The sequence below is a fragment of the Streptomyces sp. NPDC016309 genome (assembly GCF_043077235.1).
In the GTDB taxonomy this organism is placed as follows: domain Bacteria; phylum Actinomycetota; class Actinomycetes; order Streptomycetales; family Streptomycetaceae; genus Streptomyces.
Window position 1 is genome coordinate 534,616 of sequence record NZ_JBIBSG010000004.1, and the last position, 22,689, is coordinate 557,304.

Here is a 22,689-nt window from a genome sequence, read left to right on the forward strand (position 1 = left end):
TGCATCTGGAAGCGCTGTGATCACCGAGGTACTGTTCGTGAGGCTCGGCAGCGGTATCGGCAAGGTGAAAGGGACCGTCGTGAAGCCCACCATGGCCGCCGCCCAGTTGCGCGGCAGTCTGACGCAGTACCTCACGACGACGTACGCCCTCGCCGACGAGGGCACCCGGCGTGCCCTGGAGCGCTTCCTCGGGCATCCCGAGACGGGGATCTTCCGGGGGCCGTACCTCCGGATCCGGACACCGTTCCACGTGGCCGACGACGGCTGGCAGCGGGAGCTGGAGTGGACGGCCGGGTTCCCCGGCTTCGCCCCGTACCGGCACCAGGCCCGGGCGTGGGCGCGGCTGTCCACGCTGCACGGTCCGGCCCGGCCGACCCTGGTGACCACCGGGACGGGCTCCGGCAAGACGGAGTCGTTCCTGATCCCGGTGCTCGACCACTGCCGCCGCGAGCGAGCACGCGGCAACCGGGGTGTCAAGGCCGTCCTGCTATACCCGATGAACGCGCTCGCCACCGACCAGGCCGGCCGCATCGGCGACTACCTGGCCCGGCCCGAACTGGCGCAGGTGACGGCCGGCCTGTACATCGGCGACCGGCCCGACACGGACTTCCGCCGGGTGATGACCCGGCGCGAGGAGATGCGCGTGTCGCCGCCGGACGTGCTGATCACCAACTACAAGATGCTCGACCTGCTGCTCCAGCGCGGCGAGGACCGTTCCCTGTGGGAGGGCGCCGACCTCACGTACATCGTGCTGGACGAGTTCCACACGTACGACGGGGCGCAGGGCACCGACGTGGCCATGCTGCTGCGGCGGCTGGCCGCGGCGACCGGTGCGTCACGGCCGGGCCGGCCGCTCGGGTCGATCTGTCCGGTCGCGACCTCGGCGACCCTGGGCGAGGGCCCGGCGGGCGCCGCGGGCAAGGAAACGGGCGGCATCCTCGACGTGGCGTCGCGGGTGTTCGGGATGCCGTTCCCGGCGGACGCGGTGGTCGGCGAGGAGCGGATGACGGCCGAGGAGTTCACGGGTGCCGTGGACTACGAGCTGCCCGAGCCGCCGACGCCTCAGGAGGTCATCGCGTGTTCGGGCGGTCCGGGTGTGGAGGCCCAGCCCGATCTGCTGGACCTGGACGGGCTGGCGCAGCGGCTGCTCGGCCGCTCCGGCCTCGATGCCTTCCGCATCGGGCGGCTGCTCAAGCGCCACGACTTCACCCACGGAGTGCTGTCGCTGCTCGGCGGGGAGCCGCTGGACGAGTGGGGGCTGCGGGACCGGCTGGCTCGCTTCGGGTACGCGTGGGGGCGCACCGCGCGGGAGAACCCGCAGCTCGTGCTCCAGGCGCTGTCGCGGTTCGTCGCCCTGCTGTCGGCGGCGCGCGACCCGGAGTCCGACGAGCGCCGGCCCCGGCCGCTGCTGCACATCGAGGCCCACCTGTGGATCCGGCCCGTCACCCGTGTGCTGCGCGGTGTGGGGGCGGCACCGGAGTTCCGGTGGTACGAGGACGACCGCACCGCGGCGCGCCGGGCCGCCCTGCACGCCGCCCCGGCCGGTGACGAGGAGTCCGACGGCTCGTCCGCCGGCTGGCCGTCGGCCTCTGCACGGCCGCAGCCGCTGCCCGGGGCGGACACCGCGGTCCGGCCCGCCGAGGTGCATCTGCCAGCGGTGTACTGCCGCAACTGCGGCCGTTCCGGCTGGGCCGCGCTGTCGCCCGAGGCGGACCCGCAGCGGTTGGTCATGGCGCAGGACCGGATCTGGCGGGCATCCGTGGGCCGGGACAGGCGGCGCTTGCGCTACTTCATCGCCGCCACGCAGGGCGAGCGGCAGCAGACGCTGGACGCGCTGACCGGTGCGCGGCCGTCGGACGGCGGCGGCGTCGACCCGCTGTCGGTGGTGGTGCTCGACGGCGGGCAGGGCACCTACCGGCTGCCGACGTCGTCGGACGCGGGCGACCTGATCGACGCCTGGTTCGCCCTGGCCGTGCTCGACAAGAAGTCGGCCGACCGGGCCGCCAAGGACGACCGCTGCCCGGCCTGCCACACCGACAACAGCATCCGCTTCCTCGGCACCGCGCAGGCGGCGCTCGCCTCGGCGACCGTCACCCAGCTGTTCACGGGCGGCGACATCGCGCTCGTACCGGAGGAGCGCAAGACGCTGCTCTTCAACGACTCCACGCAGGACGCCGCCCACCGGGCCGGATACGTCGCCAACGCCTCGTACAAGTTCTCGCTGCGCTCGCTGCTCGCCCACAACCTGGACGAGTCGGGCGCGCCGACCGCGCTCAACGACCTGATCGGGCACGTCCTGGAGTCGGTGGACGACCCCGAGGCACTGGCCGCCGTCGTGCCGCCCGACCTGCACGACGAGCCCGGAGTCGACCGACTCCTCTCGGGACGCGGCACCGGCGACGCACGGACGTGGAAGCTGATCGGCGAGCGTCTCGCCTTCGCCACCGTCATGGAGTTCGGGCTGCGCAGCCGCATGGGCCGCACCCTGGAGCTGACGCGGACCGCCGCGGCGGAAGTGGTCGTCGCGGAGCCCGAGCGCGTCACGGCGCTCGCCCGCGACATCCACCTGTCCCTTCCGGGCCAGCTCCTCGTCACCGGCGGACTGCCCACGCCCGACCGCTACCTTGCCTACGTCCGCGGCCTGCTGGAGCGCCTGCGGCTGCGGGGCGCGGTGCACCACCGGTGGCTCGACACCTGGATGAAGGAAGCCGGCACCAACCGGTACCTCATCTCCGGCCGCAGGCCCGAAGGCATGCCCGCGTTCCCCGAAGGCGTGGCGCCGCCCCGCTTCCTGCTGGACGGGCAGAAGGACAGGTCGGAGTTCGACGCGATCACCGGCCGGCTGGGCTGGTACCAGGACTGGACCCGCCGCTGTCTCGGCCTGGACGCCGCCGGTGCCACCGAGTACCTGCGGCGGCTGCTGCCCGCCCTCGCCGACGAACGGGTGGTCGCGGTGCGCACCGCCCGGGACCGGCAGACACGGCTCTACGGACTGCAGCCGGGGCACATCGAGGCGCGACTGCTCGATGACGCCGTCGTCAACAAGGCATTCGTCAGCTGCGAGGACTGCGGCTGGCAGCAGGTCGTGGCACCGGAGCGCCGCACCCGCTGGTACGGGCACCCGTGCCCGCGCTACCGGTGCAAGGGACTGCTGGCCCCGCCCCAGCCGGGCATGCCGCGCAGCGGGTCCAGCACATCCGGTTCGGGCTCGGCGGTCCGCGAGCGGGACTACACCGGCGACTACTACCGCCGGCTCTACCTGACCGGCGGGACGTTCCGCGTGGTCACCGCGGAGCACACGGGCATGCTCACCAGGCCGGAGCGCGAGCGCGTCGAGCGCAGCTTCAAGGCGGGCACGCACTACACCGACCCGAACGTGCTGTCGTGCACGCCCACGCTGGAACTCGGCATCGACATCGGCGAGTTGTCCGCCGTGCTGCTCGGCTCCCTGCCCAAGGGCCCCGCCAACTACGTGCAGCGGGCCGGCCGTGCGGGACGCCGTACGGGCAACGCGCTGGTGGTCGCCTTCGGCGGGCGCCGCGCCCGCGACCTGTACTACCTGGACGAGCCGTCGGAGATGATCGCGGGGACAATCCTGCCTCCCGGCTGCTACCTGTCGGCCGTGGAGATCCTGCGCCGCCAGTACACGGCCCGGCTCCTCGATCTCGCGGCGAGCGGCGGGCTGCGGACATCCGACGGCGAACTCCTGCCGCCGATGCCCCGACTGTCCTCCGCGCTGTTCGGCACCACGGGCTGGTGCCAGGACCTGGCGGACGCCGCGCAGACCCACGGCGCCACGCTGGTCGAGGAGTTCCTCGCCCTGTTCCCGGGTGGCGACGATGCCGACGGTGGCGTGTCGCCGTACGCGGCGGACGAGCTCAGGGCGTACGCCACCGGCGGCATCGTCCGGGCTCTGCAGGAGGCGGAGGAGGACTGGACCGGCCGGCGCGAGGAGCTCCGGCGCAGGATCGCCGCGATCGACGAGGCCGCCGAGCACCTGGTCCGCACGGACGCCGTCCAGGACCGCGAACGCCGGGAACTGCTCGCCGAACGGCGCAGCGCGGGCGACCTGCTGCGGGAACTCAGCCAGTCGAGCGCGCACGGCACCCTGGTGGATCTCGGACTGCTGCCGAACTACAGCCTCACCGACACCACCACGCAGCTGGAAGCGGCGCTGTACTGGACGGAGACCCCGGACGACGAGGAGGACACCCGGTCGGAGAACCCCGCGGGGGACCCGGCCAAGAGGGTGTACCGCAGTGAGACGCGGGACTACGAGCGCTCCCGCAAGCTCGCCCTGACCGAACTGGCGCCCGGGAACAGCTTCTACGTCAACGGCTACCGGCACGTGGTGCGCGCGCTCGACGTCGGCACGCCGGACCGCCGCGCCTGGGCCGAGTGGCGGCTCTGCCCGGCGTGCGGGTACGTCCGTACGCACGACGCCAGGAAGGACACCAGCCCGTGTCCCCGCTGCGGAGGGCGGGAGATCGCAGACGCTGGCTGCGTGCAGTACGTGCTCCAGCCGCGGCGCGTCGTCTCCCGTGACAAGCGGGACGACGCCCGGGTGCGGGACGACCGCGACGAGCGGGACCGCCGGCACTACGCGGTGCTGACGACGGTCGACGTCGACCCGGAGCGGATCTCCCCCGGGTCGTGGCGGCACGAGACGGCCGTCTTCGGCGTGGACTTCACCCGGCACGCGAAGATCCGCACGCTCAACCTGGGTCTCGACCGGGAGGAGGGCAGCAGCACCGTGCCGCTCGCCGGCGCGGACGTGCGGCTCAACCCCTTCTACGTGTGTACCAGTTGCGGCGGCGCGACGGCCGAGGGCCGTCCGGTCGTGGACGTGCCCCAGCACGCGCTGACGGACTCCGGCGCGGCGAGCACCGCGACCGCCGCCCACCACCTGCTGTGGTGTCCGCGCCGCCGGACCAGGGAAACCCCGGCGGCCGGACCGGCCGAGCAGCAGGGCAAGGGTGAGGACGTGCCGCTGCTGCTCGCGCACGAGCTCACCACGGAGGCGGTGCGCATCCTGCTGCCCGCGTCCGTGGCCCGCGCCAAGGAGCGCCTCGCGTCGTTCACGGCGGCGCTGTTCGCAGGCATCGCGGCCCAGTACGGCGGCGATCCCGATCACATCGACATCGCCGAGGCGACGATGCCCGACCACCTGGGCGCCGACGGCTCCGACTGGCCGCGGCGCTTCCTCGTGGTCTACGACCGCCTCCCCGGAGGCACCGGCTATCTGCACCGGCTCGCGTCCGCCGACGGCTTCCGGGACGTGCTGCTCAAGGCGCGGGACGTCATCGAGGACTGCGGGTGCCGCGAGAAGGGTCTCGACGGCTGCCACCAGTGCCTGCTGCGGCGCGTGCCGGCGGCCGACTACGACAAGGTCAGCCGCAACGAGGTGCGGCAGATGCTGGAGGACCTCCTCGGTGAGGACGGTTCGCGCTGGCGTACCTCACCCGTCGCGACAACCCGGCACATCCCGCTGGAGCGGCAGGCCGAGAGCGATCTGGAGATCCTGTTCATCGAGACGCTTCAGGAGTGGGCGAGGCTCGCCGATTCCGGGGCCACCGCCGACGCGTACACCACGTCGGCCGGCACCTACGCGCTCGACCTGCGGCTGACGGGTGACGACGGGGCGACGGTGAGCTGGCGTGTCTCGCAGCAGCGCGCGCTGGACGGCACCCGGCCCGACATACTCCTCGAACGCCTCGACGCGCCCAGCCCCCGCGTCGCCGTGTACCTCGACGGCTACGCCTACCACGCGACCCCCGAGCACAACCGGCTGGCCGACGACGCGAGGAAGCGCACCGGTCTGCGCAGCGAGGGACTGCGGGTGTTCCAGCTGTCGTACGACGACGTCAAGGAATGGCGCGAGCGCGTACGGGACACCGGATACGCGGCGGCGGGCCCGGCCGACCCGGTCTGGCGGCCTTACCCGGCGGACGCGCAGAACCGGGCACGCGACTACTACAGCCGCATCGGCGGAGGACTGCCCGGCGAGCTGTCCGACGCCGTCTGGGTCAACCCCGCCCGGCTCCTGCTCGCCTACCTGCGGAGGCCCGACGCCGCACGCTGGCAGCGGCGGGCCGAAGCCGCCGCCGCGGGGCTCATCGGCGCGGCCGGCGTCCGCGCCGCCGCCCTCGGGACGGACGGCCTCGGGCCGGCCCTGCTGTCGGCGCTGGGCGGCGGGACGGTCACGGGTCCGGCGGGACCGGTCCGGCTGGTGTACGGGACCGACGCCTCCGGCTGCCGGCTCGTCCTGGCCGCGGACGGCCGGCGCACACCGCCGGTGTGGACGGGCCTGACGGTGCTCGACGACAGCGCCGAGGCCATGGCCGACGCGCGGGCCCACCGGAGGCGCTGGCGGGCCTGGTTGTACTGGAGCAACGTGCTGCAGTTCCTGGACCACGGGGGCGGCGACAGCGCCCAGCTCACCACGAGCCTCGTCGACGGCTTCGCCACCGAAGCGCTGACCGTGACCGGCGGCGAGGGATGGCTGCAGTCCGCCCGGACCGAGATTCCCCGGGAGGAGTCGGCACCGGTCGCGGCCGAGGCGGCGGCGGTCGAGGTCGGCGCCGTCCGGGACGGCGCACCGGCGGCCGCGGTCGCCGCGGCCGCGGCCTCCGCCGGAGTGACGGCAGCGGCCGCCGATCCGGTCGCGGCGACGGCGACCGGACGGGACCCGGGCTGGGACCCGGTGCTCGAATTTCTCGATCCCGACGAGGCGGGCCTGGCCGAGCTGGCCCTGGCCCTGGCGGAGGCCGGGGTGCCAGCGCCCGAGGACGGTTACGAGCTCGACGAGCGGGGCTGGCAGGCCGAACTTGCCTGGCCCGCAGCCCGCGTCGGCGTGGTCCTCGCCGCCCGCGACGACGGCCCGGAACCCGACCACGAGGCCGCGGACCGGGACAAGGCCTTCACGGCGGCCGACTGGGACGTCCGTACGGCGACGGCCTGGGACGCCGCCGAACTGGCCGCCCGGCTGCTCGGGCGGGGCCGGGACACGAACCACGACAGCACCAGTGACGGGGAGCACACACGATGACCGCCTCGGGCGTGACGCTGCGCCTGCTCGACAAGGCCGACAAGGAGATCCTCAAGCTCCCCCGTACGGTCAAGGGCGCCTTCTTCGACTTCCAGCACAAGTTCAAGACGAACCCGCACACCACCGGCCTCAAGCTCCAGCAGCTCAAGGGAGACAGCCGGCTGTGGTCGGCGCGCGTCAGCGACGACTACCGGGCGCTGCTGATCCGGCTCGCCGAGGACGACTGGCTGATCGTCTCCGTCAAGCACCGCAAGGACGTCTACGACCGGCTGTCGGCGCAGGTCAACCAGGTCACGGGTGGTATCGAGTACGTCGACCTGGAGGTCGTGGAGGAGAGCGTCCTCCGCCGGATTCCCGCCCCGCCCGCCCCGGCGCCGGCCGTACCCGAAGCCACCGCGCCCGAGGCTCCCGCGCCCGAAGCGGCCCAGCCGCAGGAGCTCTTCGCGGCCTGGACCGACGCCCAGCTGTCGGAGCTCGGCGTCGCCGAGCCGCTGCTCCCGGTCATCCGGACGCTCACCACCGAGGACCAGCTCCTCGGCCTCGTCGAGTACGCGCCCCAGCTCACCGGCGAGGTCCTGCTCGCCCTCGTCGACGGCAAGTCGTACGACGAGGTCCTCGACCAGGTGACGACGCCCGTCGCCGTCGCCGAACCGGTCGACCCCGAGGACTTCCAGGCCGCGGCGCAGCGCCCGGCCACGGTCGTCACCACCTCCGACGAGGCTCTCCGCGAGGCCCTGGAGGGCGGCGACTTCAGCCGCTGGAAGGTCTTCCTCCACCCCACCCAGGCCAAGCTCGTGGAACGGCGCTACTCGGGTCCGGCCCGGGTCGGCGGCGGTCCCGGCACGGGCAAGACCATCGTCGCCCTGCACCGGGTGCGTCATCTGGTGCGGCAGCTACCGCCCGGACGCGACAAGCCGGTCCTCCTCACCACGTACAACAAGAACCTCGCCGCGGACCTGCGCTCCCGTCTGCTGGAACTGGGCGGCGAGGAACTGCTGGCCCGGGTCGAGGTCAGCCACGTCGACCAGCTGGCGCTGCGCATCGTGCGCGAGGCCGAACCGGGCAGCGGCAAGCAGGTGATGGACGACAGTCAGGCCGTACGGGAATGGCGGGCGCTGCTCGACGAGCTGGGCGAGGAGAGCTGGGACCCCGAGTTCCTGCACGACGAATGGACCCAGGTGATCCTGGGGCAAGCCGTCGCCACACGCACCGACTACTTCCGCGCCCGGCGGGCCGGCCGCGGCCGGAACGTCACCCGGGGCGAGCGCGCCGAGATCTGGCAGCTCGCGGAACGCTTCACCCAGCGCCTGGACCGGCTCGGACGCCAGACCTGGGACCAGGTCGCCGAGCGCGCCGCTCGACTGGAGATGGGCCGCGAACAGCGGATCCTCTCCCTCGCACGGCAGCGGGAGGAGGCCGGCGGCCTCGACAACATCCACGTCGCGGACGGCTCCGGCGGCTGGCTGCGCTACCGGTACCGGCACATCGTGGTGGACGAGGCCCAGGACCTGCGCCCGGCGCACTGGAAGATGCTGCGCGCGATGGCGCCCCGGGAGGCGGACGACCTGTTCCTGGTCGGCGACACCCATCAGCGCATCTACAAGAACCAGGTAACGCTGGGCAGCCTGGGCGTCAACATCCGGGGCCGGTCGTCGAAGCTGAGCCTGAGCTACCGCACGACGCGGCAGATCCTCCGCTCCGCGCTCGACGTGCTCGGCGAGACGGACTACGACGACCTCGACGGCGACAAGGAGACGCTGGCGGGCTACCGGTCCGTGCTCAGCGGACGGCAGCCGTCAGGGCACTCCTACCCGGACTGGGCCGCCGAGCGGGAAGGCATCGCGGCCCTCATCGCGGGCTGGGACGCCGACCCCGATCTGGCCATTCCGCACGCGCAGATCGCCATCTGCGTGCCGACGAACCAGATGGCCGCCGAGATCGGCTACACGCTCGGCACGCACGGCATCCGGCCGGTGGAGATCCGTGCCGACGGCCCGCAGGGCGACGGCGGCGTGCACATCGGCACGATGTTCCGGTTCAAGGGACTCGAATACCAGCGGATGATCATCGCGGGCGTGTCGGACGGGCTGGTGCCGCGCGAGGCGGTGAGCCGACTGCGCACGAGCGATCCGGTGCGGTACCGCCACGAGATGCAGCGGGCCCGGTCGCTGCTGTTCGTGGCGGCCACCCGGGCCCGGGACAGCGTGGATGTCTTCTGGCATGGCAACCCCAGTCCTTTCCTGGGCCCCGGGCTGACGCAACAGGAGTAGAGCGGGGCTGGGCGAGAGCCCACGAACACTCCCGCTGGGAGCCCTCTGGGACTTCTCTGGGACTTTCGGCCGCGTCAACGGGCACGACCGTGAAACAGCAGAAAGACGATCTGCCCAGGTCAGTCACTCAGGGAGATGGATCGCGGCAGGTCACAGAACCGCCCATTCTTTTCCGGGACATCCGACCGGAGGTCCGCCTCGGGTGCGGTCCGGTCGCCGGCGGGCGGGAGGGGTCCCGTTCGCCGGCGTCCGGCGGGTGCGGGGCGGTCGGCGCGGGTCAGTCGAGGCCGAGGGTGGTCATGGCCCGTTCGGCCATGCGCCGCTCGCCGAGGGCGTTGGGGTGGACGGGGACGACGCTGGTGCCGAACAGCAGGGGTTCGATCCAGCGGGTGCCGCCGGGCCGGCAGGCGTCATGGCCCTCGGAGGCCTGGGAGAGGTCGACGTAGGTGGCGCCGGTGTCCTCGGCGGCCCGTTCGACGGCCGAGTTGAGGTGGGCCTGGATGCCGCGCAGGTAGGGCACGTCGCCGGGGGCGATGGGCATCTTGGCGAAGCAGGCCGGGTCGGCCGTGGCCGGCAGGATCCAGGGGTAGCCCAGGATCGCCACGCGGGCGTGCGGGGCCTTGCTCCGGACGGTGGCGAGGGCGGCCTTGAGCGCGGGGTAGGTGTTCGCCTCGATCCGGTCGTCGAAGGAACTGCCGTGCTTGTCCTGGCAGGGGCTGCCCTTGCCGCCACTGAGGATGCCGGCCGTGCCGCAGGCGAGCATGGCGCCGATGAAGGTGTTGTCGTCGTTGCCGCCGATCGTCATGGTCACCAGGTCGGTGGCCGGTCCCAGCGCGTCGGCCTGGGGGGCGACCCCGGGGTACTGGCCGCGGGTGAAGTGCGCGGTCTGGGCGGCGCCGCAGGTGACGTCGGTGAGGCGGGCGCCGGTGCGGTCGGCGATCACATGGGGGTAGTTGGCCGTGGAGCGCAGGCAGAGCAGGGCGCCGGTGTCCACCGGGAGGACGCCGGAGCCGGCGCTGTAACTGTCGCCGAGGGCCACGTAGTCCAGCGGGGTCGTGGCGTGCGAGGCCGGAGCGGTGAGGCCGAGGGCCAGGGCTCCGAGGGCGGCTGCGGTCGCGGTCATGACACGCATGGAGGCATGCAGGGGCATGGTCCCTCTTCTCGAGGTGCGCGGGGCGGCGGAGGGGCACGACCGTGCCCCCGAGGATGCGGACGTGCTGACGTGCGGTGCGGCGGCTCGAATGGGGACGGCACCGGCGGCGGCGCCGATGGGGGGAGCGCGCCTGTGGCACCGGGGAGCGAGGAGGACCCGAGCGGGGTTACCACGCGGTTCTACCGCTAGGTAATGTGCAGCCGCCGCGACGCCGCGTCAACATTGTTGACCGGACTTCTCCCGGCGACCCGGTTCCGCCGTTTTGCGGTTTCCGCAAAGGATCTTGTCGGGCCGCACGCGGCCGTCCGAGCCTGATGGACGACCGAAGCACGTCGATCCCGCCAGGAGGCCCTGCCATGCCCACCCCTGACACCACGTCACCCAACGACCGCGTCCACCTCGTGCGCGCCGGGGAGCTGAGCGGCACCACCGCTCTCAGCGGCGGCACCACCGGCTCGAAGAGGCTCTGGATGGGCCTGGTGGAGACCCCGCCGCTGAGCGCGACGGGCAACCACCACCACGGCGACTCGGAGGCGGGGATCTACGTGGTCAGCGGGCACCCCGTGTTCGTCCACCACGACGGCACCCGGGAGGTGCGGACCGCCGCCGGCCCCGGCGACTTCGTGCTCGTCCCCCCGCACGTCCCCCACCGCGAGGAGAACCCATCCCCGGACGAGCCCGTGGTCGTCGTCATCGCCCGGACCACCCAGGAGCCGATCACGGTCCCGGTCCCGGAGCTCTACCGCATGGGCGGCACGGAGCCGGACACCACCCCCTGACCACGGCGGCGCCTACCCCGGCCGGCGCCGCCGGGCCGGACCTATGCTGGCCGCATGGCACGGTCCGGATCCGGCGGCACGACACGCGAGGCCATCCACGGGGCCGCCGCGCGCCTGTTCCGGGAGCAGGGGTTCGCGGGGACCACCGTGCGGCACATCGCGGCGGCGGCCGGGGCGGATCCGGCACTGGTCATCCGGCACTTCGGGAGCAAGGAGACGCTGTTCCTGAAGACGATGCACCTGACGCTCGACGACGAGCCGCTGCTGGACGTACCGATCGAGCGGCTGGGGGAAAGGCTCGTCGAGCTGCTCATCGACCTCGACGGGGCCGCCCGGGGGATATTCCTGGCGCTGGTGCGCGCGAGCAGCGAGACCCGGATCTCGGAGCGGCTGAGGGCCACGCACGAGGCGCTGTTCATCGCGCCGTTGCGCGCCCGGCTGGCCGGGCCCGACGCAGACCTGCGCTCGCGCATGGCGGGGGCGCTCGCCGGGGGGCTGCTGTACGCGCTCTGGGTGGCCGGGGACGAGGGGCTGCTGCGGACGGACCGGGACGAACTGGTGGCCCGGTACGGGGCGTTGCTCCAGAGCGTGCTGACGCCCGAGACATGAGGATGCCGGGCCCGCCCCCGGCCCGGTGCCATCACTTGTCGAACGCCTCGTCACCTCGCGTACGGGGGCGATTTCCGAGCGTTCCGGCCGGTGTCGCCGAACCGGTGGCGGCCGTGGGCCCGTTGGCCCCGCACGCTGGGGTGGAGTGACGTACCGGACGGTCGGCGGTCGCGGCGATCGTACGCAATCGGCGGCCCGTCAGGGCGGACGACACATCCAGGAAACACGCCGGGATGGCGAGATCTCGGCGGCGGTGTTCCCCACCCTGCCTAGGCTCACTGCGCAATCGTTCGAGAAGTGAAGGGATGATCACCGTTGCGCCCGATATCGCGTTCAACCATTCGTGTCGCTGCCGCCGGACTCCTCGCCATCGCCGCGGGCTTCGCCCAGGCCCCCGGCGCGGTGGCGGCCACGTCGGCGGAGGTGGCGCCGTCGTGCGTGGAGTACACGACGAGCTGGCGCTACACGTTCGTCACCAACGGCTGCGACGCCCCCCAGCACGTCACCGTCGAGTACCGGGACGGCTCCAGCGTGCCCTGCCGGACGGCGGAACCGGGTGACACGGTGACGTTCCCGGGCTACGGGACCGGGGACAACCGCGTCGTCGGGGTCGTCCTCTGCCCCACCCCGTCCTGACGCCCCGCCCGGCGCCCGGCGCGGCTGTGCCCCCGGCGCGGTTCAGGAGCCGCGGCGGGCGGGGGCCCGGGGCGGTACGGGTTCCGCCGGGGGCGGTCCCGCCAGGGGGTGCGCTCCGGCCGAGGGGTGCGCTCCGGCCGGGGCGGGCGGCCCCGTCGCCGGGCGCGGTCCGGCCGGCTCCACGGGCGTGGTCAGCGGGACGTCGCCGGTGCGGCGGATCTTCTGCCAGCGCAGTCGCCCGCCGGTGGCCGCGGTGACGAGGGCGTGCAGGAGGACCAGGTACATGAGCTGGCGGTAGACGAATTGCTGGAGGGGCAGCATCACCAAGTAGCCGTACCGCTCCTTGTCGAGGTGGAAGGCGTACAGCGCGCACAGGAACTGCAGCACGAGCACCGCGCTCCACGCGGCGATGGACTTCCAGGGTGAGATCGCGATGATGCCGTAGATGGTGAAGATGTCGATGAGCGGGGACAGCAGCGGCGCGACGACGGTGAACAGCACGACCAGGGGCATGCCGACGCGGCCGAACCGGCCGGACGGCCCGCGTTCGATGACGCACCGGCGGTGCTTCCACAGCGCCTGCATGGTGCCGTAGCTCCACCGGTAGCGCTGGCGCCACAACTGGCGGAGGGTGCCCGGCGCTTCGGTCCAGGCGATGGCGGTGTCCTGGTAGACCACGCGCCAGCCGTCGCGGTGCATGGCGATGGTGACGTCGGTGTCCTCGGCGAGGGTGTCCGTGCTCATCCCGCCGGTCCGCCGCAGGGCCCGGCGGCGGAAGGCGCCGACCGCGCCGGGGATGACGGGGATGCAGCCCAGGACGTCGTACATGCGGCGGTCCAGGCTGAAGCCCATCACGTACTCGATGTGCTGCCAGGCGCCGAGGACCGACCCGCGGTTGCCGACCTTGGCGTTGCCGGAGACCGCGCCGACGCGAGCGTCGGCGAAGGGCTGGACGAGTTCGTGGACGGTGGAGGGTTCGAAGACGGTGTCGCCGTCCATCATGACGATGAGGTCGTGACGGGCGTGGCGGATACCCGTGTTGAGCGCCGCCGACTTGCCGGCGTTGCGCTGCCGGACGACCCGGACGCCGGGCAGTACCGCCGCGAGCGCCTCGGCGATGTCGGCGGTGTCGTCGGTCGAACCGTCGTCGACGACGATCACCTCGACGGGGTGCGTGCCGGCGGCCAGTGACCTGAGGGTCTTGGCGATGCACTTGCCCTCGTTGTACGCGGGGACGAGGACGGACACCGGTTCGGTGACCTCCCGGCCCCAGGAGAACGGCGGCCGTCCGGTCTTGGGGTGGTGCCTCCGGTGGTGGCGGTGGGCGAGGATCAGCATCATGACGAAGCGGAGGATGACCAGGGCGCCGACGGTGTAGAGCAGGTAGGTCAGGACGGGCGTGAAGATCATGGTCACCGTGCTGACGGCCATCATCGCCTTGCCCTTCCAGAGGAGCCAGCCCGTCGCCTCCTGGACGGCCTTGTCCGTGTGCAGGACGTCGCTGATGGTGGTGAAGGTGTAGCCCTCGGACTTCATCTTGGCGATGTAGCCGTCGAGCGCCAGGACGGTCTGAGTGCGGTCGCCGCCCGCGTCGTGGAAGAGCACCACCGCGCCCTGGCCGTTCCTGGGGGTGGCCTGGCGGATGATGCTGCTGATGCCGGGCTTCCTCCAGTCGTTGCTGTCGGTGTTCACGAAGACCGTGATGTACCCCTTGGCGGCCAGCGAGCGGAGGATCGGCTGGGTGTCGTTCCCGATGGCTCCGACCTCGGAGGAGTAGGGCGTGCGCATGAGCGAGGTGGTCCTGTCCACCGCTCCGGCGAAGGCCAGTTGCGTCTCGGCCAGTTCACGGTTCACGCGCTCGCGGCTCTGGTAGGTCAGATCGATGTGGGTGAAGGTGTGCGCGCCGATCTCATGGCCCTCGTCGACCATGCGGCGCACGAGGTCGCTCTCGCGGACGACGCTCTGGCCGATCAGGAAGAAGGTCGCCGGGACGTCGTGCTTCTCCAGGATCCTGAGGACCTTGGGTGTCCATCGGGCGTCCGGGCCGTCGTCGAAGGTGAGGACCACCGTCTTCCGGGGGACGTCGCGGCTGACGAGCCTTCCGTCCTGCTCGAAGATGATGGGGCCGCCCTCCCTGACGGAGATCGGTACCTGGTCCGCCGGGGCGCGTTTGCGGGGCCCCGGGTCGCTCTTCGTCGTCCCGCTCAGATGGCTGTTGAGCAGCAGCATGCAGGTCATGGCGAGGAGGCAGAGCAGGCCGAGCACGACCCGGGGGCGGGGCACGATGTGCGGGACGCGCCGCGCGTCGCGCCGGTGGCGGTTGCGGTGGCGGTGGCGGTGGCGGGGCATGGTCACCGGACGGCCACGGTGCGGGTGTCCGCCGCCGGCAGCAGGACACCGCTGGGGGCGAGGTCGGCGTCACCGGTGGCGACCAGGGCGAGGGCGAGCAGGGCCGCGAAGGCGATGCAGGCGAGGGCGACGAGGATCCCGACGGCCCAGACGAAGCGGGCCCGGCGTCCCGACTCGTCCACGAACACGGGGTGTGATTCCGTCTGCCGAGTGCGCGCTTTCATGATCAGTGCCGCAATCTGGGGGTCAGCCGAAGGCCCGGATGAAGGCCATGTCCTTCTGTGGCACGCCGGAACAGGAGTCGTGGGGCGTGTCCACGGGGGTCCCTTCCGGGCACTGCCGGTCGCGGTTGACCGACCAGACGGACAACCACGCGAGACCTTTGTCGTCGGCGAAGCGTCGCAGTTGTGCGGCGTCCTCGAGGGTGAAGACCTCGCCGGAGCCGTCGTTGACGCCGATCATGGCGGTGACGGCGAGCCTGCCCCACGCCTTGTCGTCGTCCTTGATGCCGAGGACGCGTTTCACCTGGCGGTGACTGGCGGTCGCCGCCTGCTCGGCGTACGTCCCCATGTCCCCGCGGTACGAGGGGCCGTAGTGCATCGCCATGATGTTGACCGCCGACACGGAGACGCCCTGCCGCTCGGCCTCGGCCAGGAGTTCCACGTTCTCCGGAGGCATGCCCCGGGGGGTCACGGAGAGGGTGAGGGTGACGTCCAGGCCGGGGTGGCTCTTCTGGAGCCGGGCGATGGCCTGGGAGCGGCGGGTGTTGGCGGCGGTGTCGGACACGACGTCGGTGCCCTCGATGTCGAAGTCGACGTCGGTGAGCCCGTAGATGTCGATGACCTGGCGGTAGGCGTCCTCCAGGGCGTCGACCGACCGGCAGGCCAGAGCCAGTTCCGTACCGGCCTGCCCGCCGAAGGAGGCACGGACCTCGCCGCCGCTCACCCGCAGGTCGTCGACCTGCCGGGCGATGGGAGCGGCGTCCAGGGCGGTGCGGCCGCCCCACTTGGGCTCGCAGCGGCCGTCTGCGGCGATGACGAACCCGATGTGGAACCGCTTGACACCCGTCTTCTCGGCCAGGCCGGTCAGGTCGGGGACGGTGTTCCGCTGGGTCTGGACGTAGGGCGCGAACGGGGTGTGGCCGGTGTCGCCGGTGAGGGCGAGGGTGGCGAAGGCGCCGCCGGCGACCAGGGCGGCCACGGTGGCGAGGACGACGGCCCGCTTCCGGCGGGAGGCACCGGGGCGGGTGCGGTTGCGTCCGCGGTCGGGTCCGGGGCGGGTGCCGGGGGGCGGGGCGGGGCCGGGGGCGGTCACGACGGCCCGCCCGGGGACGCGTCATGCCCTGTCCGGCGCGACGCCGGGACAGGGCATGGGAAGGGGTCGGTGACGTGGGGGAACCGCCTGCCGGGGCCGTCCGGCCCCGCCGGACCGCCGTCGCGGCGCCCGCCGGGCCGGCGCGGTGCGGCGGACCGGGTCCGCCGGCGTCGCCGTGCGGCGGCCGGGCGGTACGGGACGGTGACGCGGCGTACGGGGGCCGGGGCGGACGTCAGACGGTCGGAGGCCCGCCGGGCGGGGTGGGAGCGGGGGGTGCGGCGCCGGTCGTCGGGGCCGTGGGTCCGCAGCGTGGCGGGCCAGTCCGTCGCGCGCCGCAGCGGGTGCGGCACGGGCACGGACGCCCTGCTGGTGCGGAAGGCCATCGCGCTTCCCTTCCCGATCGACCGGTCCCGGAGGCGGGCGGTGCGTGGCCCTCGTGGTCCGGGTCGCTCTGCTTCCCACCCTCATCACACCTCCGCGTGGCCGTCAAGGTGTGAAGCATGATTTTTCGTACTTTTATGGACGATTTTCAGTGATCAGGCAGGAAAACGGCGGTTCCGGTACGGGCCCGGTGGATCCGGACGGGTGTCGTCCTGCGGGTGGGGCCGGCCGTCCTACGGGTGGGTCCGGCCGTCCTACGGGTGGGTCCGGCCGGGCCGGTCGCCGGACTCGGCCCACAGCGAGCGCACGTGACCCAGGTGCCGGGCCATGCAGGCCTCGGCCTTGACCGCGTCGCCCGCCAGCATCAGGTCGAGCAGCTCGTGGTGCTCCTCGGCGGAGGCGACCAGCAGGCCGCGCTCGGCCAGGGCGGTCAGCCCGTAGAGGCGGGCGCGCTTGCGCAGGTCCCCGACGGTTTCGACGAGCCGGTCGTTGCCGGAGAGGGCGAGCAGGGAGAGGTGGAAGCGCCGGTCGGCGTCGAGGTAGCGGATGAGGTCGTTCTCCCGGGCGCTGGTCACGATCTCCTCGGCGACCGGCCGCAGCGCCTCCAGCCGCTCGCGGTCGGCGCGGGCGGTGATGGCGCCGACGGTGGGCACCTCGATCAGCGCCCGCAGTTCCGTGTACTGGTCGAGGTCGCGCTCGCTGACCTCGGTGATGCGGAAGCCCTTGTTGCGTACGGGCTCGACGAGGCCCTCGCCGGCCAGGTCCAGCATCGCCTCGCGCACGGGCGTGGCGGAGATGCCGAAGTCGGCGGCGAGGGCGGGGGCGGAGTAGACCGTGCCCGGTTGCAGCTCACCGGCGATCAGGGCGGCGCGCAGCGCGTGCGCCACCTGGTCGCGCAGGCGTTCCTGGCTGGTGAGGAGGTTCTTCAGGTGCTGGCCGGCCATGGGGCTGCCTCCGGGAGTCGTCGTCGGGATCGTAGGGGATCAGAGGAGGAAGCCCCCGGGGAAGGGGTCGGCCGGGTCGAGGTAGTACTGGGCGGTGCCGGTGATCCAGGCGCGGCCGCTGACGGTCGGTACGACGGCGGGCAGGCCGCCGACCGTCGTCTCCCCGGTGAGGCGTCCGGTGAACCGCGTACCGATGAACGACTCGTTGACGAAGTCGCGGCCGAGCGGCAGTTCGCCGCGCGCGTGAAGCTGGGCCATGCGGGCGGAGGTGCCGGTGCCGCACGGTGAACGGTCGAACCACCCCGGGTGGATGGCCATGGCGTGCCGGGAGTGGACGGCGTCGGACCCCGGGGCGGCCAGGTAGACGTGTTTGACGCCGCCGATGGACGGGTCCTCGGGGTGGACGGGCCGGTCGGTGGCGTTGATGGCGTCCATGACCGCGAGCCCGGCCGCGAGGAGGTCGTCCTTGCGGGCGCGGTCGAAGGGGAGCCCGAGGGCGTCCAGGCCCACGAAGGCGTAGAAGTTGCCGCCGTAGGCGAGGTCGTAGGTGACGGTGCCGTGTCCGGGCACCTGGACCTTGCGGTCGAGGGCGGCGCAGAAGGCGGGGACGTTGGTGAGCGTGACGGAGGTCGCGGCGCCGGCCTCGACCCGGACGTCGACGGAGACCAGCCCGGCCGGGGTGTCGAGGCGGACGGTGGTGACCGGTTCGGTGACGGGCACCATGCCGGTCTCGACCAGGACGGTGGCGACGCCGATGGTGCCGTGCCCGCACATCGGCAGAAGCCCGGACACCTCGATGAACAGGACGCCGAAGTCGGCGTCGGGCCGGGTCGGCGGTTGCAGGATCGCGCCGCTCATGGCGGCGTGGCCGCGCGGTTCGTACATCAGCAGGGTGCGTACGTGGTCGAGGTGCTCCATGAAGTGCAGGCGCCGCTCGGCCATGGTGGCGCCGGGGACGGTGCCGATCCCGCCGGTGATGACGCGGGTGGGCATGCCCTCGGTGTGCGAGTCGACGGCGTGGTAGGCGTGCCGGGTCCGCATGTCAGGCGAGTCCTTCCGCGAGCGCCTTCTCCGTGGCGGCGCGGACGGTGCCCGCTCGCGCCTCGTCCAGTGGGGTGCGCGGGGGGCGGCACGGTCCCCCGTGGTATCCGGCGACGTCCATGGACAGCTTGATGGCCTGGACGAACTCGGGCCTGGAGTCCCAGCGCAGCAGGGGGTGGAGGGCCCGGTAGAGCGGCAGGGCGGTGTCCAGGTCGTGGGCGACGGCGGCGCGGTAGAGGGCCACGGACGCGGCGGGCAGCGCGTTGGGGTAGCCGGCGATCCAGCCGGCGGCGCCGGCCAGCGCGAGTTCCAGCAGCACGTCGTCCGCGCCGATCAGCAGGTCGAGATCGGGGGCGAGTTCGGCGATCTCGTAGGCGCGGCGCACATCGCCACTGAACTCCTTGACGGCGACGATGCTGCCGTCGCCGTGCAGGTCGGCCAGGAGGGACGGGGACAGGTCGACCTTGGTATCGAAGGGGTTGTTGTACGCCACGACGGGAAGGCCCGCCCGGGCGACCTCGGCGTAGTGGGCGCGTACGGCGGCGGCGTCGGCGCGGTACGCGTTGGGCGGCAGCAGCAGGACGGAGCCGCAGCCGGCCTCGGCGGCGCGGTCGGCCCACCGGCGGGCCTCGGCACTGCCGTACGCGGCGACGCCGGGCATCACCCGGGCCCCGTCGCCGGCCGCCTCGACGGCCACCCGTACGACCCGGTCCCGCTCGTCGTCGGTGAGGGTCTGGTACTCGCCGAGCGAGCCGTTGGGGACGACGCCGTCGCAGCCCTGGGCGACGAGCCGGGCGACGTGCTCGGCGTAGGCGTCGTAGTCGACGGTGAGGTCGTCGCGCAGCGGCAGGGCGGTGGCGACCATGACGCCGTGCCAGGGGGAGGTGCGGTGGTCGGGGGTGCGGTCCATCATTCGGCTCCTGGTGGTTGTGCCAGTCGGCTGAGCGGTACGGGGCAGGACAGCGGGCGCCGGTCCGGCGCCGGGTCCCCGCCCGCGAGGCGGGCGACGGCCTGGCCGCATGTGCGGCCCTGGCACCAGCCCATTCCGGCGCGGGTGAGCAGCTTGACGGTGCGGGCGTCCCGGGCGCCCAGGTCGGTGACGGCCGTGCGGATCTCGTCGGCGGTGACCTCCTCGCAGCGGCACACCTCGGTGGTGCCGTCCAGCCAGTCGGTCCAGCCGGGGCCGGGCCGGTGGGCGGCGGCCATGGCGTCGGCGAAGGCGCGGAGGCGGTCGCGGCGGCGCTTTTGCCGGAGGACGGCCGCGGTCCGGGCGCCGGCGACGGAGTGCGCGGCGATCTCCCCCTCGGCGGCCGCGAGTTCGGCGCCGCCGACGCCGCAGGTCTCGCCGGCCGCCCAGACGCCCGGTACGGAGGTGCGCTGTTCGGCGTCCACCTCCAGGGCCGGGGTCCCGTCGGGCGTGCGCCGGGTGGCGCAGCCGAGTGCGGTGGCGAGTTCGAGCTGTGGGACGAGGCCGTGGCCGACGGCGAGGGCGTCGCACGGGACGCGGCGGCCGGTGCCGGGGACGGGGCGCCAGTCGGCGTCGAGCCGCGCGACGGTCACCGCCTCGACGCGGGTGGTGCCGTGGGCGGCGGTGACCGCGTGCCGGGTGAGGAGGCGGGTGCCGCGGCCGAGGAGGGCACCGCCGTGCAGGGCGCCCTGGACGAGCTTGGCCGGGTTGCGCGCGAGGACGGGGACGTGCCGGGCGTACGCGGTGTAGTCGGCCGCCTCGACGAGGGCCGGCACGCGGGCTCCGGCGGCGGCCAGGGTGGTGGCGACGGCGAGCAGCAGGGGCCCGCTGCCCGCGACGACGATCCTCCTCCGGGCTCCCGGCTCCGGGCGCGCGGGGAACGCCCCCGCGCCGGGGAGGGCGAGGCCGCCCTTGAGCATCGCCTGGGCGCCGCCCGCCCCGACGACCCCGGGCAGCGTCCAGCCGGGGAAGGGGAGCTGGCGTTCGTACGCGCCGGTGGAGAGGAGGACGGCGCGGGCGCGGACGGTGGCGGGGGCCTCCTCGGGGCCCGCGACGGCGTGCAGGAGCCAGGTGTCCGTGTCCCCGTCGCGCACGACGGTCCAGACGTGGTGACCGGGCAGGTGGGTGACCCCGCGTACGCCCCGGGTCAGGCGGCGGACGGCCCGTGGGGCGGCGCCGAGCCCGGGGGCGGGGTGCCGGTGGATCTGCCCGCCCGGCCGCTCGGCCGCGTCCAGCAGGGCCACCTCCAGCCCCAGTCCGGCGGCCGTCACGGCGGCGGCGAGCCCGGCGGGCCCGGCCCCGACCACGGCGAGGTCGACGACGCCGGGGCGTGCGGCGGGTGTCGGGGGTGCGGACGTGGCGGGGGCGGCGGAGGCGGGCGTTCCGGTGATGGGCCTTCCGGGGGCGGCGGAGGCGGACCCTCCGGGGATGGGCCTTCCGGGGGCGGGCGTGGCGGGGGCGGCGGAGGCGGGCGTTCCGGTGATGGGCCTATCGGGGGCGGGCGTGGCGGGGGCGGGTGTGGCGGGCCGGGGCGTGGCGGGGGCGGGCGTGGCGGGGGCGGGTGTGGCGGGCCGGGGCGTGGCGGGGGCCGGCGTGGCGGGCCGGGGCGTGTCGGGGGCCGGCGTGGCGGGCACGCGGCGGGCACGGCCCGCCGGGTCAGTGGGGGGCATGGCCCGTGCCCTCCTGGGTGGTGACGGTGTCGCCGGGGCGGACGGGCAGGAGGCAGGCGCGCTGGTTGGGGCGGCCGTTGACGGTGGCGAGGCAGTCGTAGCAGGTGCCGATCCCGCAGAACGCGCCGCGCGGGGCGCCGCCACGCCGGGTGGTGCGCCAGGAGAGGATGCCCGCCGACCACAGCGCGGCGGCGAGGGACTGGCCGGGCAGGGCGGTGACGGGGCGCCCGTCGAAGGTGAACGGGAACGGGGCGGGTGTCGCGCGGGACGTGCGGACCTTCACCGGGCGGTTCCTCAACCGGCGGACCTTCACCGGGCGGCTCCTTCCGTGTCGTCGAAGCGGTCGGGGCGGAACGGCCGGACGTCCAGGGCCGGTCGCCCGCCGGACAGGGCGGCCGCGACGAGCAGTCCGGTCGCGGGGGCGAGGCCGATGCCCGCGCCCTCGTGTCCGCAGGCGTGGTACAGGCCGGGGACGCGCGGGTCGGGGCCGATGGCCGGGAGGTGGTCGGGCAGATAGGGGCGGAAGCCGTGGTAGGCGCGGATGGCCCGGACGCGGCCGAGGAACGGGAACAGGGCGATGGCCTGTGCGGCGAGTCGCCGCAGTGCCTCGGTGGACAGTGTCCGGTCGAAGCCGACGCGTTCGCGGGTGGCGCCGATGAGGACCGTCCCGGCGGGGGTGCCCTCGACCACGGCGGAGGACTGGAGGCCGGCCGAGTCGCTGGCGACGTCGGCGACGTAGTCCGCCGCGTACACCTTGTGGCGCACCAGGCGCGGCGGCAGGGGTTCGGTGACGAGGACGAAGCCGCGCCGGGGCAGGACGGGCAGGTGCGTACCGGCCAGTGCGGCGAGCGCGCCGCCCCAGGTGCCGGTGGCGTTGACCACGGCGGGGGTGTGGTGGTCGCCGTGCGCGGTGCGGACGCCCCGGACGGCGCCCGAGGGGGCGGTGAGCACGGCGGTGACCTCTTCTCCGAGCCTGACGTCGGCGCCGGAGGCCCGGAGGAGCTGGGCGGCGGCCATGGCCGGCTGGACCTGGGCGTCCTGGGGGTAGTGGAACCCCCCGGCGGGGCCGGGGCCGAGGTGCGGTTCCAGGTCGCGCAGCCCGTCGGCGGGGACCTCGTGCGCCTCGACGCCCGCCTTCACCTGCCCGTCCGCGAAGCTCCGCAGTGCGGTGAGGGCGGTCTCGTCCGATGCGACGACGAGACCGCCCTTGGGCTCGTACTCGGTCTCCGGTGGGAGTGTGTCGGCGAGTTCGCGCCACAGTCGGGTGGACAGCAGCGCGAGGTCGAGCTCGGGGCCCGCCCCCTTGTCGGAGACGAGCAGGTTGCCTTCTCCGGCACCTGTGGTGCCGCCCGCGACGGGACCGCGGTCGAGGACGGTGACGCGGAGGCCGGCGCGGCCGGCGTAGTACGCGCAGGCCGCTCCGACGACCCCGGCACCGATGATCACGGCGTCCGGCGAATGACTCACGTGTCTCGTGGGCACGGCAGTAATATTTCACATGTTACTGCCGCTGTACAGACCGGTGCAC

Annotated in this window: 15 protein-coding genes; 5 read left to right on the forward strand and 10 right to left on the reverse strand. The window is 73.7% G+C overall.

The annotated features are described in order from the left end of the window. Nucleotides 1-79 precede the first annotated feature (79 nt). Entirely contained in the window at nt 80-7,048 is a 6,969-nt protein-coding gene (locus ACF068_RS13245) for a DEAD/DEAH box helicase (protein ID WP_392274384.1), read from the forward strand. Continuing rightward, nucleotides 7,045-9,318: a UvrD-helicase domain-containing protein gene (locus ACF068_RS13250; RefSeq protein WP_392274306.1), complete on the forward strand. Its 2,274-nt coding sequence runs from the start codon at nt 7,045-7,047 to the stop codon at nt 9,316-9,318. The genes ACF068_RS13245 and ACF068_RS13250 overlap by 4 nt, the downstream gene beginning before the upstream one ends. A gap of 277 nt (nt 9,319-9,595) precedes the next feature. Here ACF068_RS13250 and ACF068_RS13255 read toward each other — a convergent pair whose 3' ends face one another. Next, nucleotides 9,596-10,468 carry an SGNH/GDSL hydrolase family protein gene (locus ACF068_RS13255; protein WP_392274307.1) on the reverse strand — a complete coding sequence of 291 codons (873 nt, stop codon included), beginning with the start codon at nt 10,466-10,468 and terminating at the stop codon, nt 9,596-9,598. Nucleotides 10,469-10,827: 359 nt separating this feature from the next. Here ACF068_RS13255 and ACF068_RS13260 point away from each other — a divergent pair, with 359 nt between their 5' ends. From ACF068_RS13260 to ACF068_RS13270, 3 genes are all read left to right on the forward strand, one after another. Then, nucleotides 10,828-11,250, forward strand: coding sequence for a cupin domain-containing protein (locus ACF068_RS13260; protein WP_392274308.1), 423 nt, complete (start codon nt 10,828-10,830; stop codon nt 11,248-11,250). A gap of 54 nt (nt 11,251-11,304) precedes the next feature. Continuing rightward, nucleotides 11,305-11,859 carry a TetR family transcriptional regulator gene (locus ACF068_RS13265; RefSeq protein ID WP_392274309.1) on the forward strand — a complete coding sequence of 185 codons (555 nt, stop codon included), beginning with the start codon at nt 11,305-11,307 and terminating at the stop codon, nt 11,857-11,859. A gap of 315 nt (nt 11,860-12,174) precedes the next feature. After that, nucleotides 12,175-12,495 (forward strand): alpha-amylase, encoded by a 321-nt coding sequence (locus ACF068_RS13270; protein ID WP_392274310.1) that lies wholly within the window; start codon nt 12,175-12,177, stop codon nt 12,493-12,495. A gap of 42 nt (nt 12,496-12,537) precedes the next feature. Here ACF068_RS13270 and ACF068_RS13275 read toward each other — a convergent pair whose 3' ends face one another. The 9 genes from ACF068_RS13275 to ACF068_RS13315 all read right to left on the reverse strand — a co-directional run bounded on the left by ACF068_RS13275 (nt 12,538) and on the right by ACF068_RS13315 (nt 22,643). Then, nucleotides 12,538-14,844 carry a bifunctional polysaccharide deacetylase/glycosyltransferase family 2 protein gene (locus tag ACF068_RS13275; protein WP_392274385.1) on the reverse strand — a complete coding sequence of 769 codons (2,307 nt, stop codon included), beginning with the start codon at nt 14,842-14,844 and terminating at the stop codon, nt 12,538-12,540. A gap of 2 nt (nt 14,845-14,846) precedes the next feature. Then, nucleotides 14,847-15,032: a hypothetical protein gene (locus tag ACF068_RS13280; protein ID WP_392274311.1), complete on the reverse strand. Its 186-nt coding sequence runs from the start codon at nt 15,030-15,032 to the stop codon at nt 14,847-14,849. A gap of 58 nt (nt 15,033-15,090) precedes the next feature. Further along, nucleotides 15,091-16,158: a chitinase gene (locus ACF068_RS13285; protein WP_392274312.1), complete on the reverse strand. Its 1,068-nt coding sequence runs from the start codon at nt 16,156-16,158 to the stop codon at nt 15,091-15,093. A gap of 635 nt (nt 16,159-16,793) precedes the next feature. Beyond that, nucleotides 16,794-17,483, reverse strand: coding sequence for a GntR family transcriptional regulator (locus ACF068_RS13290; RefSeq protein ID WP_392274313.1), 690 nt, complete (start codon nt 17,481-17,483; stop codon nt 16,794-16,796). Between the two features lie 39 nt (nt 17,484-17,522). Then, entirely contained in the window at nt 17,523-18,524 is a 1,002-nt protein-coding gene (locus ACF068_RS13295) for a proline racemase family protein (protein ID WP_392274314.1), read from the reverse strand. Nucleotide 18,525: 1 nt separating this feature from the next. After that, nucleotides 18,526-19,434: a dihydrodipicolinate synthase family protein gene (locus ACF068_RS13300; RefSeq protein ID WP_392274315.1), complete on the reverse strand. Its 909-nt coding sequence runs from the start codon at nt 19,432-19,434 to the stop codon at nt 18,526-18,528. Then, on the reverse strand, nt 19,434-21,161 hold the full coding sequence (locus ACF068_RS13305; protein WP_392274316.1) for an NAD(P)/FAD-dependent oxidoreductase: 1,728 nt from the start codon (nt 21,159-21,161) through the stop codon (nt 19,434-19,436). Before ACF068_RS13305 ends, ACF068_RS13300 begins: the two co-directional genes overlap by 1 nt. Then, nucleotides 21,148-21,444, reverse strand: a complete 297-nt coding sequence (locus ACF068_RS13310; RefSeq protein ID WP_392274317.1) for a (2Fe-2S)-binding protein — start codon at nt 21,442-21,444, stop codon at nt 21,148-21,150. Before ACF068_RS13310 ends, ACF068_RS13305 begins: the two co-directional genes overlap by 14 nt. Nucleotides 21,445-21,470: 26 nt before the next feature. Next, entirely contained in the window at nt 21,471-22,643 is a 1,173-nt protein-coding gene (locus ACF068_RS13315) for an NAD(P)/FAD-dependent oxidoreductase (RefSeq protein ID WP_392274318.1), read from the reverse strand. Between the last annotated feature and the right edge of the window lie 46 nt (nt 22,644-22,689).

Excerpts from the sequence above, each read along its gene's own strand:
- ACF068_RS13275 (WP_392274385.1), bottom strand. The coding sequence starts at position 14,844 with ATGCCCCGCCACCGCCACCGCCACCGCAACCGCCACCGGCGCGACGCG.
- ACF068_RS13260 (WP_392274308.1), top strand. The coding sequence starts at position 10,828 with ATGCCCACCCCTGACACCACGTCACCCAACGACCGCGTCCACCTCGTG.
- ACF068_RS13295 (WP_392274314.1), bottom strand. The coding sequence starts at position 18,524 with ATGCGGACCCGGCACGCCTACCACGCCGTCGACTCGCACACCGAGGGC.
- ACF068_RS13250 (WP_392274306.1), top strand. The coding sequence starts at position 7,045 with ATGACCGCCTCGGGCGTGACGCTGCGCCTGCTCGACAAGGCCGACAAG.
- ACF068_RS13300 (WP_392274315.1), bottom strand. The coding sequence starts at position 19,434 with ATGGACCGCACCCCCGACCACCGCACCTCCCCCTGGCACGGCGTCATG.
- ACF068_RS13265 (WP_392274309.1), top strand. The coding sequence starts at position 11,305 with ATGGCACGGTCCGGATCCGGCGGCACGACACGCGAGGCCATCCACGGG.
- ACF068_RS13255 (WP_392274307.1), bottom strand. The coding sequence starts at position 10,468 with ATGCCCCTGCATGCCTCCATGCGTGTCATGACCGCGACCGCAGCCGCC.
- ACF068_RS13290 (WP_392274313.1), bottom strand. The coding sequence starts at position 17,483 with ATGGCCGGCCAGCACCTGAAGAACCTCCTCACCAGCCAGGAACGCCTG.
- ACF068_RS13305 (WP_392274316.1), bottom strand. The coding sequence starts at position 21,161 with ATGCCCCCCACTGACCCGGCGGGCCGTGCCCGCCGCGTGCCCGCCACG.